Genomic DNA, 13,710 nt, shown 5'->3' on the forward strand with positions numbered 1-13,710 from the left:
CTTCCGATTCGACCGGCAAGGGGGATGTTCTTGACAATAAGAAGCTTGGCGACTGGACTATGCGTTGCAGCTCTTCTTCCCTTGGTTGCGGGATGTCAGGGTGAAAGCGCCGCTTCGCCCAAGGTCGAACAATGGGTGAAAGTCGAGGCGGTCGAGCCCCAGCGCCTCGACGAACGGATGACGCTCACCGGCACGATCGCGGCTCGCACCGAAAACAACCTGTCCTTCCGCACCAACGGACGTATCGTGGAGCGGCGGGTGGATGTGGGCGATGCCGTGCGCAAGGGCGAGGTTCTCGCCCGCCTCGATCCGAGCACGCAGCAGGCCGATGTCGACTCGGCGCGCGCGGGCGTGGCCTCGGCGCAAGCGCAGGTACAGCAAGCCACCGCCGCCTTCGAGAGAGCGCGCTCGCTCTTCTCGCAAGGCTTCGTCACCCGGCGCGAGTTCGATCAGGCCGATCAAGCCCTCAAGGTGGCCAATGCCGGCGCGCTGTCGGCGCGCGCCGAATTGGCCAGCGCCGAGGACGCACTCTCCTTCACCGAACTCAAGGCCGATGCGGACGGGATCGTGACAGATCGCAAGCTCGATGTCGGCGAAATCGCGCAGGCTGCGGCGACCGTCTTTACCATCGCCTGGGACGGGCCGCGCGATGCGCTGTTCGATATTTCGGAAGGGCTGCTGCTGCGAGACAAAAAGCCCGCCGCCATTACGGTGGCGCTGATCGCCGATCCGTCGATCCGAACGGAGGGCGCGATCCGTCAGGTCGCGCCGAGCGTGGACCCGCAGACGGCGACGGTGCGCGTCAAGATCGGGCTGGATCAGGTGCCGGCCGGCATGACACTGGGAGCGGCCGTCAGCGGTTCCGCCTCGATTCCCTCGCCGCCCGTGTTCGTTGTGCCCCCCGCCGCCCTCACCTCGCTGGACGGCAAGCCGGCGCTGTGGATGTTCAACCCCGCCACATCGGAAGTGTCCATGCGCCCGGTCGATGTCTCGACCTACGAGACCGCCTCCGTCGTCGTCAACGGCGGCCTTCAGGCGGGTGAGCAGGTCGTCGTCGAAGGCACCAAGCTTCTGCGCCCCGGCCAGAAGGTCAGCCTTTCGCAGGAGGCCGCAGCCCGATGACGTCCCGTCTCTGCCCTTCGCGTCTTTCCGTTTCGCTGGTGTCCCTCCTGGCTCTTGCCGGCTGCCAGAAGCAGGAGGCCGCGCCCGAGCCCGTGGTGCGTCCAGTCAAATCCGCCGTCGTGCGCCCGTTTCAGGATCAAGCTCCGATCTATACCGGCACCGTGGAGCCGCAAGTGTCCACCGACTACAGCTTTCAGCTGCTGGGCCGCATCGTCAGCCGTGACGCCGATGTCGGCAGCGAGGTGAAGGCGGGGCAGGTTCTTGCGACGCTGGAATCCACTCTCCTGCAACAGGCGGTGGACGCAGCCGAAGCGGCCCTGACGGGCGCCACGGCGACGCTCGTCAACGCACAAGGGGTTGCCGAACGCCAGCAGGCGCTTCGCCAGTCCAACACCTCGACACAGGCGAGCGTCGACAGCGCGGAGCAGGCTCTGCAGGCCGCTCGCGCCTCGTCCATCCAGGCCGAAGCCTCGCTCGCCAAGGCGCAGGAGCAATTGTCCTATGCTCGCCTCGTGGCAGGCTTCGACGGGATCGTGACGGCGGTTTCGGCGGAACCGGGGCAGGTCGTCGCCGCCGGCCAGCCCGTGCTGACCGTCGCGCGGCCCGATCTGCGCGATGCGGTGGTGGACCTGCCCGATAGCGACGCCGGGTCGTTGCGGATCGGCGCGCCGCTGCGCGTCGCGCTGCAACTCGACGCCGCCGCCGTGGCCGATGGCCGGGCGCGCGAGATCGCCCCGCTGGCCGACCCGGTCACCCGCAGCCGGCGCGTCAAGATCGCACTGGACAATCCCGGCGAAGGGTTCCGCCTCGGCTCCATCGTCAAAGTCGCCCTGCCGGGAGACGATGCGCAATCCCTCGCCCTGCCCGCGACCGCGGTCCTGGAAGCGGGGGGGCAGACGCGTGTCTGGGTTGTTTCAGCCGATGGGGCGAGCGTCGCTTCGCGCGCGGTGAGCCTCAAGCGGGCGGCTGACGGAGGATGGGTGGTGCTGGATGGCCTCCATGAGGGCGAGCGGGTGGTGACGGCCGGGGTGTACAGCCTCACCGAGGGACAGCGCGTCAAGACGGACGGAGCAGCGCAATGAAGGGCTTCAACCTCTCGGACTGGGCTCTCGACCATCGGTCCATGCTCTGGTTCTTCATGCTAGTCTTCTCGGTGGCCGGCTTCCTCTCCTATCTGAATCTCGGACGGGAAGAAGACCCCGCCTTCACCATCAAGACCATGATCATCAGCGCCGCCTGGCCGGGCGCGACGGTGGACGAGACGATGCGTCAGGTCACGGAGCGCATCGAGAAGAAGCTCGAGGAACTGCCGCAGCTCGATTACACGCGCTCGATGACCGTGCCCGGTCAGACGACGATCTTCGTCAACTTGCGCGACACGACCAAGGGCCGGGACGTGCCCAATGTCTGGGTCCGTGTCCGCAATATCGTGAACGACATTCGTGGCGAGCTGCCGAGCGGCGTCCAAGGCCCGTTCTTCAACGACGATTTCGGTGACGTCTATGGCAATATCTATGCCTTCACGGCCGATGGATTTACGCAGCGCGAGCTGCGCGACTATGTCGAGGACGCCCGCTCCAAGATCCTGACCGTGCCCAATGTCGGCAAGGTCGATTTCGTCGGCGCGCAGGACGAGAAGATCTTTCTCGAATTTTCCCCTCGCCGCCTCGCGGCTTACGGCATCAGCCAGCAGAGCGTCCTCCAGACGCTCCAGGCGCAGAACGCCGTCGTGCCGTCCGGCGTCATCCAGGCCGGGCCGGAGCGCGTCAGCGTGCGCGTGAGCGGGCAGTTCGCGTCCGAAGACAGCTTGCGAAACCTCAATCTGCGCGTGGGCGACCGCTTCTTCCGCCTGTCGGATGTCGCGGAGATCAAGCGCGGCTATGCCGACCCGCCGAGCGCGCTCTTCCGCTACAATGGCGAGCCCGCGATCGGTCTGGCCGTGGGCATGAAGGCGGGCGCCAATCTCCTGTCCTTCGGCGAAGCGCTTCAGGACGAGATGACGCGCATCGAAGGCGAGCTGCCGGTCGGCATCGGCGTTCACCTCGTATCGAACCAGCCGCAAGTGGTGGAAGAGGCCGTGTCGGGCTTCACCCGCGCCCTGTTCGAAGCGGTCATCATCGTGCTCGCCGTCAGCTTCGTCAGTCTCGGCCTTCGCGCGGGGCTGGTGGTCGCCGTCGCCATTCCGCTCGTTCTCGCCATGACCTTCGTCGTCATGGAATATGCCGGCATCTCGCTCCAGCGTATCTCGCTGGGTGCGCTCATCATCGCGCTCGGGCTCCTCGTGGACGATGCGATGATCGCGGTGGAAATGATGGTGGCGCGGCTGGAGGCGGGCGACGACCTGCGCAAGGCCGCGACCTACGTCTACACCTCGACCGCCTTTCCCATGCTGACGGGCACGCTCGTCACCGTTGCCGGCTTCATTCCCGTCGGCCTCAACAGCAGCAATGCGGGCGAATTCACCTTCACGCTTTTCGTGGTGATCGCGACGGCGCTGATCCTCTCCTGGATCGTCGCCGTCCTGTTCACGCCCATTCTCGGCGTTCTGATCCTGCCCAAGGCGATGAAGCAGCATCATGGACAGAAGGGCTTCGTGGCACGCGGCTTCGCAGCGATCCTGCTCTTCTGCATGCGCTGGCGCTGGCTGACCATCGCGGCGACGCTGATCGCCTTCGGGGCGTCGGTCTATGGGATGCAGTTCGTCCAGCAGCAGTTCTTCCCCTCCTCCGACCGCAACGAGCTGATCGTGGATTGGAATCTGCCGCAGAACGCGACCATCGCCGAAACTTCGGCCGAGATCGCAAGGTTCGAGAAGGAGCAACTCGCCGGCAATGGTGACGTGGAGCACTGGTCGAGCTATGTCGGCCAAGGCGCGGTGCGCTTCGTTCTCTCCTTCGACGTGCAGCCGGCGAGCCCCGCTTTCGGGCAGACCATCATCGTCACCAAGAGCATCGAGGCGAGAGACCGTCTGCAGGGCGAATTCGCGGCCTATCTCAAGCGGACCTTCCCTAACACGGACGCCTATGTGAAGCTTCTCGACATCGGCCCGCCGGTCGGCCGCCCCGTGGCCTACCGCGTCAGCGGGCCGGATGTGGATACGGTGCGCGCGCTGTCGCTCGGCTTCGGCTCCGTTCTGGCCGGCAATCCTCATCTTTCGGAAGTCACCTATGACTGGAACGAGCCGGCGCGCGTCGTGAAGATCGACGTGATGCAGGATCGCGCCCGTCAGCTCGGCATCTCGTCCGAGACGATCGCCTCCACGCTGAACGGCATCGTCGGGGGCACCACCGTCACGCAGGTTCGCGACAATATCTACCTCGTGGACATCGTGGGGCGCGCGGTCGCGGCCGAGCGCGGCTCGATCGAGGCGCTGCGCGATCTCCAGCTACCGACCGGCAACGGCCAGTCCGTGCCGCTCTCGGCGGTCGCGACGTTCCGCTACGGCGTGGAACAGCCCGTCGTCTGGACGCGCTCGCGCGTGCCGACCATCACGGTGCGCGCCGGTATCACCGACGCGCTGCAGCCCGCGACCGTGGTTCAGCAACTCGCCCCCGACGTCGAAAACTTCTCCCGCACGCTGCCCGCAGGCTATCATATCGCGGTCGCCGGCGCGGTGGAGGAAAGCGCCAAGAGCCAGGGGCCGATCGCGGCCGTGGTGCCCATGATGCTCTTCGTCATGGCGACCATCCTGATGATCCAGCTCCAGAGCTTCAGCCGACTCATCCTGGTCTTCGCCGTCGCGCCGCTCGCCATTATCGGCGTCGTCGCGGCGCTCCTGCCGAGCGGCGCGCCCATGGGCTTCGTCGCGATCCTCGGCATTCTGGCGCTGATCGGCATTCTGATCCGCAATTCGGTGATCCTGGTGGATCAGATCGAGTCGCTTCGTCGCGACGGGATGGAGGCCTGGAACGCCGTGGTGGAGGCGACCGAGCACCGGATGCGCCCGATCATGCTGACGGCGGCGGCCGCCAGTCTCGCGCTCATCCCGATCGCGCGCGAGATCTTCTGGGGGCCGATGGCCTACGCCATGATGGGCGGCATCATCGTCGGCACGGTGCTGACGCTGCTCTTCCTGCCGGCGCTCTATGTCGCCTGGTTCCGCATCAAGGCCCCGCCCCGCTCGGCCTGAGCGGGGAGAGCCTCAAGCCGCCATGCCGCGCACCATGAGCCCGATGAAGGCTTCGATCTCGCGCTCCAGATCCAGCTCGCCAAGCCCAACGAAACGTTCGGCGAGCGAGGTCTCGACAATGCCGTGGATGGCCCCGAACAGGGTGCGGGCGCGCAGCGCCAGCGCCGCTTCCGAAAGCTCCGGCTGAAGCGGCCGCAGCGCCAGGATCAGATAGGAGAGAAGCTCGCCTTGCTCGGCCCGATGCCAGTCCGGGATCGGCTTGCCGGCCGCGAAGGGATGCTGAAACAAGGCGGACCATAGTCGAGGGTGGGTCCGCACGAAGCGCAGATAGGCGAGCCCCAGCCGCGTCAACTCGGCGCGAGGATCGCCGTCCGGCATCGCTCCGGTCTGCAATTCGACCTTCAGCCGCGCCAGTGTGCGCGAGTTGATCTGCAGAACGAGATCGTCGAGGTCGGCGAAGACGTTGTAAAGTCCGCCCAGAGCCGCGCCGACATCGCTCATGATGTCTCGCGCGCGCAAGGCCTCCACCCCGCTTTCCTCGATCCGACGCTCCGTCGCTTCGATGATGCGCGCCTTGAGGTCCTGCCGCTTCTCGTCCCGCTTCGTCATACGCGCTCCAAAAATTTTTTGAACGGCGTTCAATTTCGATCTTGAACGATGTTCAGGGCTGTGCCAATTTCCTTCTTGAACGATGTTCATAGAAGGAAATGGCCGATGTGGAAACAGGTTTCCGCCCTGGCGCGCGGGCGCGCCTTCGAAGCCAGCGAGGCGGCGTGCGATCGCAACGCGCTCACTATCCTGCGCCAACAGATCCGGGACTGCGCGCAGGCGCTGGCCGCCGCGCGGCGGGACGTCGCTCTCGCCGCGCTCGCCAACCGACGCGAGGAAGCGCGGATCGCCGCTCTCGACGCGCGGATCGGCGATCTGGAAACGCGCACCATGGCCGCGCTCGATCAAGGCAGGGCGGATCTCGCCCACGAGGGAGCGCTCTCCATCAGCAAACTCGAAGTGGAGCGCGCCCGGTCTGGCGAAAGTCTTGGCCGACTGGAAAGCCAGACCGAACGCCTGCAACGCCGCGTCACCGAGGCCGAGCAGCGCCTCTGCGATCTCAAGGGCGGGTTGCGGCTTGCCGAGGCCGGCGAGAGCCTGCGTCGCGGCGGTGGCGCGCTGCCCGGCCCTATCCTGTCCGTCTTCGACGATGCCGAACAGACGCTGACGCGCCTGCGCAGCCGGCAGGAGGAAGACGAGGCCATCGACGCCTTCTGGCGCGAAAACAGTGCCGCCGGCGACCCGGACGCGACCGCCCGCAGGCTGGCGGAGGCCGGCTGCGGCGCGCCGCTCGATACCGGAGCCGAGGCCGTTCTGCGTCGCATCGACGCAAAGCGGGCCGCGCGCTCAGCCTGATCTGCCCTCACCCTTGACCTTCGTACCTCATTCTCGGAAAGCCCCTCGCCATGACCGAAGCGCCTCTTCAGAAACATTCGTCCGCCTGGAAAAACTTCACGATCGCGAGCTTCGCGGTGGCCGTCGGTATGATGGCGGTCGGCATCTGGTCGATGGAAGCCAGCTTCGCCGCCAAGGGCTTCTATGCCATGGCCTCGATCATGCTGGTGCAGACCTCCATCACCGTCACCAAGACCTTGCGTGACAGCGAGGAAGCGGCGCGCCTGGTGAACCGGCTGGAGGACGCCCGCACCGAGAAGCTGCTGATGGACGTCGATCGCTCCGCGCGCGTTTGAGGGATTGAGCGCCGGCTCCCGCAGCCGGCGCTCGTCTTTCTGCTCGCCCCTTCCTTCCGCTCGCCAAGGTTTCGGACATGGCTTCCTCCCTTCTGCGCTCGCGGCGTTTCGCGCCCTTGTTCTGGACGCAGTTCCTGACGGCGTTCGGCGACAATCTCCTGCGCAACACGCTCGTTTTTCTCATCCTGTTTCGCGCCGCGAGCCAGGACGCCGGACCCATGATCGCGCTGGCGGGAGCCATCTTCATGCTGCCCTTCCTGCTGCTGGCCGCTTTGGGCGGTCAGATGGCCGATCGGTTCGACAAGGCCCTGGTCGCCCAGCGGCTGAAACTCGCGGAAATCGGCGTGGCCGCGCTTGGAGCCGTGGCACTGCTACTCGGCTCTCTGCCGATGATGATGCTGGCCCTGGCCGGCTTCGGAACGGTGTCGGCCCTGTTCGGCCCGATCAAATACTCAGTCCTGCCCGAGCAATTGGCGACCGAAGAGCTCCCCCGTGCCAATGCCTGGGTGGAAGGTGGGACATTCACCGCTATTCTCGCCGGCACGATCACCGCCGGCCTCCTGTCCACGGCCCATACCGGCTGGGCGGCCGCGCTCCTTTGCATCGTCGCCGTGACGAGTTGGCTGACGGCGCGCGCCATGCCCAAAGGCATGATCGCCGACCCCACCGCCGCCATGGACGTGAATATCCTGCGCTCGACGGGCCGTTTCATCGCGGCGCTGCGCGGGGATCGCCGGATTCTGATGGCGGCTCTGACGATCTCTTGGTTCTGGATGCTCGGGCTCATCCTGATGTCGCTCCTCCCGGCCATCATCAAGAACGGCCTTGGCGGGACGCAGAGCGCAGTCACTCTCGCGCTGGCCATCTATTCGGTCGCCATCGCGGCGGGCTCGGCGCTCGCCGCATGGCTTTGCCAGGGACGCACGACACTTCTGCCGGCCGTGCTGGGCATGGCACTGGTCGCGCTGTTCGGGGCCGACCTCGCCTGGACGGTCGGATCGCAGTCCGGCGCGCCCGTGGTCTCCGGTGTGTCGGCCTTTCTTGGGGCGCCGGGCTCGCTGCGCGCCCTGGTCGATCTGGCGGGCATGGCGGTGGCCGCAGCGCTGATCTCGGTTCCCGCCTTCGCGGCCATTCAGGCCTGGGCGCCGGTCACGCGGCGCGCACGCACCATTGCGGGGGCCAACGCGCTAAGCGCCGCGTTCATGGTGGGCGGCAGCCTGATGCTCGCGCTCGTGCAATATGCAGGGGCCAGCCTCGCCGCGATCCTCGCCGGCCTGTCGCTTATCAATCTCCTGGCCGCCGTCCTCCTGCTGCGTCATCTGCCGACACCGCCCTTGCGCGATGCGCTGTCCATTCTCTTTCGGGTCGTCTTCCGGCTGGAAGTGCGCGGGCTGGAGAAGCTGGAAGCCGCCGGCCCTGCCCCCATCCTCGCGTTCAACCATGTCAGCCTTCTCGACGCGGCCCTCGCCCTGTCGCTGACCGATCGCGATCCCGTCTTCGCCATAGACCATACGATCGCGCAGCGCGCCTGGGTGCGGCCCTTCCTGAAGCTCGTCCACGCCCTGCCGCTCGATCCCTCGCGCCCGATCTCGACGCGCACGCTGATCAAGGCTGTGGACGCCGGCTCGCCGCTCGTGATCTTCCCGGAAGGGCGCATCACCACGACCGGCGCCTTGATGAAGATCTATGACGGCGCGGCGCTCGTCGCCGGCAAGACCGGCGCGCCCGTGGTGCCGATCCGCATCGAAGGGCTGGAGCAAAGCTATGCCTCACGCCTGACGGGCGGCGAGGTTCGCCGCCGGCTCTTTCCCAAGGTCCGCGTCACGATCCTCGATCCCGTGCGCATCGCCATGCCGGAGGGCGGCACGGCCCGCCAGCGCCGCGCGGCGGCCGGCGCGCGTCTCACTGACACCATGTCCGACCTGGTGTTCCGCACCGAGCGTACGGATGTAAGCGTGGTCGAGCGCCTCATCCACGCCGCCGAGCGCACCGGCCTGTCGCGACTGGCCGTGGAAGACCCCATGTCAGGCCGCATGAGCTTCGGCCGGCTGCTGACCGGCGTGCGCGTGCTGGCCTCGTGTTTCGACGCACGTTTTGCCCCCGGCGAGGCGGTCGGCGTCATGCTGCCGAACGCGGCTGGCACGGTCGCGACCTGCCTCGGCCTCATGTCGGCGGGGCGCGTACCGGCCATGATCAACTTCACGGCGGGCGCGGCCAACATTCGCTCCGCCGCAACGGCCAGCGGGGCGCGCACCATTCTGTCCTCGCGGGCCTTCATCGAAAAGGCGAAGCTTCAGCCCCTCGTCGAGGCACTGCAAGGCGACCTCACCTTTGTCTGGCTGGAGGATATCCGAGCCGGCGTCACCCCGCGCCAGAAACTTGTCGGCCTCCTGCGTCGCAAGCACCCGCTCGTCCCCCGCAAGGCGGACGATCCGGCGGCCATTCTTTTTACGTCCGGCTCGGAAGGCGCGCCGAAGGGCGTCGTCCTCAGCCATCGCAACGTCCTGTCCAATATCGCGCAGGTCGCGGCGCGGATCGACTTCAACGGTCGGGATAAGGTGTTCAACGTCCTGCCGATGTTCCATTCCTTCGGCCTGACGGCCGGCACGCTGTTGCCGCTCGTGTCCGGCGTGCCGATTTTCCTCTACCCCTCGCCGCTGCATTACCGGATCGTGCCGGAACTCATCTACGGCTCCAATGCGACGATCCTGTTCGGCACGGACACGTTCCTCACGGGCTATGCCCGCACAGCCCATCCCTACGACTTTCGCTCGCTGCGCTACGTCTTTGCCGGGGCTGAGCCGATCCGCGCGGCAACGCGGCAGACCTATGCCGAGCGCTTCGGCGTGCGTCTGTTCGAGGGCTATGGCGTCACCGAAACGGCGCCCGTTCTCGCGCTCAATACGGCGATGCACAATCGCCCCGGCACGGTGGGCCGCCTCCTGCCCGGCATCGAACATCGGCTGGAGCCGGTTCCCGGCATCGAGACAGGAGGTCGTCTGATCGTACGCGGGCCGAACGTCATGCTGGGCTATCTCAAGGCCGATCGACCCGGCGCACTTCAGCCGCCGGAAGGAGGATGGCACGATACGGGCGATATCGTGTCGATCGACGCGGACGGGTTCGTGCGCATCGAGGGCCGCGCCAAGCGCTTTGCCAAGATCGGCGGCGAGATGGTGTCGCTCGCTGCCGTCGAGGCGCTGGCGGCAGAGCTTTGGCCCGGTGCCCTGTCCGTCGCCGTGTCGGTGCCCGACGAGCGCAAAGGGGAGCGGATCGTTCTTCTGACGCAGGAGCATGGCGCGAGGCGGGCGGATTTCCAAAGCTTCGCGCGCGCAAAAAAGGCCGGTGATCTCACCGTGCCCGCCGAAGTCAGGGTTCTTGAGAAACTGCCCCTTCTGGGAACGGGCAAGATCGACGTTCAGGCGGCCAATGCACTTGTGCGGGAGGGTCGTGCGAGACGAGAGCCTGAATTGTCGGCATGAGGTCCGGTAGGGGATCGGCCGGCCGCGCGCAGCGAAGGCTGGCATGAAGACCGCCAACGAAACAAAGGCGAAGAGGTGCTAACCTTTTTTCAACGATTGTTCTTCCTTAAAGTCGTGGCTGATCAGTTTTAGTGTGCGGCCCTCACAGAGCCGCAGCCCGTGCATCGGAGCGTTTCGAATGGCCGCTTCATCGACGACCGCCACATTGCCCCGGATCGATCTTAGAAGCTCGCAACTAGGGAAAGAGGCGGCGTTCAAGACCTGGCGCGCGGCGGTGCCGCAATATGCCATTTCGATCCCGAACGACGATCTGACCGATTTCGCGATGGATCTGTCGGCTTGGCTTCTTCAGAAAATCGTCTTCACCCATGGCCACACATCGCCCTGCCGGCTGGAGCGCAAGGCGGAGAGCCTGTCGGACGGCTACGACAACATCGTCTTCCTTCTGTTCATGAAGGGGCTTTGGGTCGGCGAGGCGGATGGGCGGCCTTTTTCGAGCGAGGACGGCGACATCTGCCTTCTCGACGCGTCCAAGCCCTTTCACGTGGTGACCACGCAGGCGAGCTACGCCATGGTCAACGTGCCGCGCCAGACCTTCATGGAGGCCGCGCCCGATGTCACGATCCCGCACGGGCATATCCTGCGCTCGGCCAGCGGCTGGATTCTGGCCGAGCATCTGACGGCCCTCTGCCGCTACCTGCCCAACATGCACAAGGCCGAGGCCGAGCGCATGGCAGCGGCGACGCTGACGCTGATGGCCTCCAGCCTCGCGGAATTGACCGGCACCGACCATCTGGCCAAGGGAAGCCTGATTTCGGCCGTTCGCCTGCGCGTCGAGCGCCATATCGAGCGCCATATCGGATCGCCCGACCTGACGCCGGACATGATCTGCCACGAGCTGGATATTCCCCGCTCGACCCTCTACCGCGCCTTTTCGCCCTTCGGCGGCATTCTCTCCTATATCCAGAAGCGTCGGCTGGATGCGGCGCGCGCGCTTCTGTTTCATCCGGAGGAGCATCGCTCGGTCGGCGAGATTGCCCAAGCGCTGGGCTTCGGTAATGTGACGAGCTTCACGCGTTCATTCGAACGCCAGTTCGGCTGCTCCCCCCGCGAGGCGCGCCAGAGCGGATGGACCTATATCAGCAGCAGCCAGATGCTGTTCGAGCACTGGCGGCAGGCCGTCGCGCGCGGCGGCTGAGGCGGTTGTCAAAGCGTGGCGAGCCCTCTGAACAGGTCCGCCCAAGCCGAGCCTTGGCGGATGAAGACGGGCGGGCGCCGGAGCGGTGCCTCGACCGGGATCGTCGCCCCGCCCCCATATCGCGCACCGCTCCAGACATGCTCCCAATCCGCGCCCTCGGGCAGATAGACCTCGCGCGAGGTCTCGCCCTCCCGCCAGACCGGCGCAACGAGTAGGTCGCGCCCGTAGAGATAGCTGTCCTGGATCGCATAGGTCGCCCGATCGTCCGGGAAATGCAGGAAGAGCGGGCGCTGCACGGGCAGGCCGCGCTGAACCGCCTCGTCCGAAAGGCTTCGCAGATAGGGCGCGAGATGGACATAGAGCCGCGTCATCCGCGCGAAATGCGAGAGCACCGCCTCGTCGCCGTCGATCTGGAGATTGTCGCGCGGGCGGTTGCCCTCGTGCGTGCGCATGACGGCCGTGAAGGCGGCCATCTCGGCCCAGCGCATGATCAGCTCGGGCGTGCGGACATTGCCGAAGAGGCTCGTATAACCGCCGATGTCGGAATGATGGTAGGCATTGCCGAGCAGGCCGGAGGACAAAGCGCCGGAGATGACCGTCACCAGCCCATCATGGCGCGAGAAGTCCACCGACTGATCTCCGCCCCACAGAAGCGGGCAATGCGCCCCGACGCCGGTGAAGCCCGCGCGCATGAAGAACAGCGCCTCCCCCGTCATGCCCCGACTGGCGACGGCCCGCGCGTTGACCTCGGCCCAAAGGGTCGGCCAGGGATTGTGCATGAGCTTGGCGTCCACGCCATTGGCGAGTTGCACGTTCACCGGCAGATATTCGCCGAAATCCGCCATCCAGCCGGACAGGCCGAAGTCCAGCATGTTGCGCCCGATCACCTCCTCGGCGAACCAGTCCGCCGCCGCCGGATTGGTGAAGTCCACGACGCCGCAATCGAACTCGCCGAAATCGACCAGGGCGGTCTTGCCCTCGGCATTGGTCGCAAAATAGCCGGCCGCTTCGGCCTTCGGGAAAAGCGGGCCGTCGGCGCAGAGATAGGGGTTCACGTAGCCGAGAAACCGGATGCCCTCGCTCTTCAACTCGGCAATGCGCTGGCGCAGGCCGGGATAGCGCGTCTCGTTGGCCTGCCAGTCCCAGAAGAGCCGCGCGCCGAACGACGTATGACGCAGCCCCACCCAATCCTCGCACCAAAGGCCTGAGACGGCCGCGCCCGCCGCGCGAATCCTGTCGAGCCGTTCAAAGGACTTTTCCCCATCCTTCAGCCCGATGATCGCGCCCCTATAGACCCAATCGGGCAACGGCGGCTGGCGGCCGAAGCGGGTGGAGAGCTGGTCCACCAGCCCTTCGAAATCGCTGGCAGCAAAGAACTCGATCCGCTCGGGAACGGCCCAGACTTCGATCTCGTGAAACGCCTCATGGCGAAAATCGAAGACCGAATAGGCCGGCGTCTCGACATGGAGCGCATAGCGGCGCGAGGACAGGTAGGTCGGCTGGGGATAGTTCGTGTGGTAATAGTCGCCGCCCGCCCGGCCCGCGACATCGGCCTTGAACGTCAGCTCGCGCGTCTTGTCTCGCCCGACGCCGGGCTCGGAGGTCCAGAGCGGAAAGCGCTGGCCGCGCATGTCGAAATAGGACATCTGCTCGCCGCCGCCCCAGACATGCTCGCCCGCTTCGGCCTGAACGCGAAGCCAGAGTCGGTTGATCGCGGGGTCCAGCGCCTCGAAGCGCAGCGCGGCTCCCTCCACTCTCAGGCGCAGGCGCGCCGGCTCAGAAGGGCTGGGCGAGAGATCGATCACATCCCCCGAGATCGCGGCATGGCGCAGCGCGACACGCTCCACGACATAATCCTCGATGTCGAAATTGCCCCGATACATCTCCATCCGCTCCTGGCCCTGGCCGACAAAGAGGCAGGGCGCGGCGGCGCTGTGCGTGAGCACAAGCTTGCCGGAGAGGACAAGCGAGAAGCCGTCCGGCTCGGTGGTCAGAACGAGGGCGGCGAGCGGGGAAACCGGGTCTGATGTCATGACGGTC

The 13,710-nt window shown here is 66.3% G+C and carries 9 protein-coding genes; 7 read left to right on the forward strand and 2 right to left on the reverse strand.

The window, feature by feature from the left end; translation table 11 throughout:
* Positions 1 to 135 precede the first annotated feature (135 nt).
* From AUL36_RS08165 to AUL36_RS08175, 3 genes are read left to right on the forward strand one after another with little or no spacing between them, the layout of a single operon-like run.
* Entirely contained in the window at positions 136 to 1,122 is a 987-nt protein-coding gene (locus tag AUL36_RS08165) for an efflux RND transporter periplasmic adaptor subunit (protein WP_062219624.1), read from the forward strand.
* Positions 1,119 to 2,204: an efflux RND transporter periplasmic adaptor subunit gene (locus AUL36_RS08170; protein ID WP_062219626.1), complete on the forward strand. Its 1,086-nt coding sequence runs from the start codon at positions 1,119 to 1,121 to the stop codon at positions 2,202 to 2,204. The genes AUL36_RS08165 and AUL36_RS08170 overlap by 4 nt, the downstream gene beginning before the upstream one ends.
* On the forward strand, positions 2,201 to 5,251 hold the full coding sequence (locus AUL36_RS08175; RefSeq protein ID WP_062219627.1) for an efflux RND transporter permease subunit: 3,051 nt from the start codon (positions 2,201 to 2,203) through the stop codon (positions 5,249 to 5,251). The genes AUL36_RS08170 and AUL36_RS08175 overlap by 4 nt, the downstream gene beginning before the upstream one ends.
* Before the next feature lie 12 nt (positions 5,252 to 5,263).
* Here the strand turns inward: AUL36_RS08175 and AUL36_RS08180 are convergent, their stop codons facing one another.
* Positions 5,264 to 5,860: a TetR/AcrR family transcriptional regulator gene (locus tag AUL36_RS08180; RefSeq protein ID WP_058635655.1), complete on the reverse strand. Its 597-nt coding sequence runs from the start codon at positions 5,858 to 5,860 to the stop codon at positions 5,264 to 5,266.
* A 105-nt stretch (positions 5,861 to 5,965) separates the two neighbouring features.
* Between AUL36_RS08180 and AUL36_RS08185 the strand changes: the two genes are divergently transcribed.
* The 4 genes from AUL36_RS08185 (at position 5,966) to AUL36_RS08200 (ending at position 11,670) form a co-directional block, all read left to right on the forward strand.
* Positions 5,966 to 6,655: a PspA/IM30 family protein gene (locus AUL36_RS08185; protein WP_062219630.1), complete on the forward strand. Its 690-nt coding sequence runs from the start codon at positions 5,966 to 5,968 to the stop codon at positions 6,653 to 6,655.
* 50 nt (positions 6,656 to 6,705) lie between these two features.
* The gene (locus AUL36_RS08190; protein WP_058600143.1) at positions 6,706 to 6,990 is read left to right on the forward strand and encodes a YiaA/YiaB family inner membrane protein; all 285 of its coding nucleotides are present in this window, start codon (positions 6,706 to 6,708) and stop codon (positions 6,988 to 6,990) included.
* A gap of 77 nt (positions 6,991 to 7,067) precedes the next feature.
* Positions 7,068 to 10,472 (forward strand): acyl-[ACP]--phospholipid O-acyltransferase, encoded by a 3,405-nt coding sequence (locus AUL36_RS08195; RefSeq protein WP_062219631.1) that lies wholly within the window; start codon positions 7,068 to 7,070, stop codon positions 10,470 to 10,472.
* Between the two features lie 178 nt (positions 10,473 to 10,650).
* A complete protein-coding gene (locus tag AUL36_RS08200; protein WP_062219633.1) occupies positions 10,651 to 11,670 on the forward strand; it encodes a helix-turn-helix domain-containing protein in 1,020 nt (339 codons plus the stop codon).
* Positions 11,671 to 11,678: 8 nt separating this feature from the next.
* Here AUL36_RS08200 and AUL36_RS08205 read toward each other — a convergent pair whose 3' ends face one another.
* Positions 11,679 to 13,703, reverse strand: coding sequence for an alpha-glucosidase (locus AUL36_RS08205; protein ID WP_062219636.1), 2,025 nt, complete (start codon positions 13,701 to 13,703; stop codon positions 11,679 to 11,681).
* Positions 13,704 to 13,710: the final 7 nt, after the last annotated feature.

It is taken from the genome of Aureimonas sp. D3 (assembly GCF_001463805.1).
GTDB lineage: Bacteria > Pseudomonadota > Alphaproteobacteria > Rhizobiales > Rhizobiaceae > Aureimonas > Aureimonas ureilytica_A.

Bases quoted from the DNA above. Each gene is read 5' to 3' on its own strand.
- AUL36_RS08170 (WP_062219626.1), top strand. From the start codon at position 1,119: ATGACGTCCCGTCTCTGCCCTTCGCGTCTTTCCGTTTCGCTGGTGTCC.
- AUL36_RS08205 (WP_062219636.1), bottom strand. From the start codon at position 13,703: ATGACATCAGACCCGGTTTCCCCGCTCGCCGCCCTCGTTCTGACCACC.
- AUL36_RS08180 (WP_058635655.1), bottom strand. From the start codon at position 5,860: ATGACGAAGCGGGACGAGAAGCGGCAGGACCTCAAGGCGCGCATCATC.
- AUL36_RS08185 (WP_062219630.1), top strand. From the start codon at position 5,966: ATGTGGAAACAGGTTTCCGCCCTGGCGCGCGGGCGCGCCTTCGAAGCC.
- AUL36_RS08175 (WP_062219627.1), top strand. From the start codon at position 2,201: ATGAAGGGCTTCAACCTCTCGGACTGGGCTCTCGACCATCGGTCCATG.
- AUL36_RS08195 (WP_062219631.1), top strand. From the start codon at position 7,068: ATGGCTTCCTCCCTTCTGCGCTCGCGGCGTTTCGCGCCCTTGTTCTGG.
- AUL36_RS08190 (WP_058600143.1), top strand. From the start codon at position 6,706: ATGACCGAAGCGCCTCTTCAGAAACATTCGTCCGCCTGGAAAAACTTC.
- AUL36_RS08200 (WP_062219633.1), top strand. From the start codon at position 10,651: ATGGCCGCTTCATCGACGACCGCCACATTGCCCCGGATCGATCTTAGA.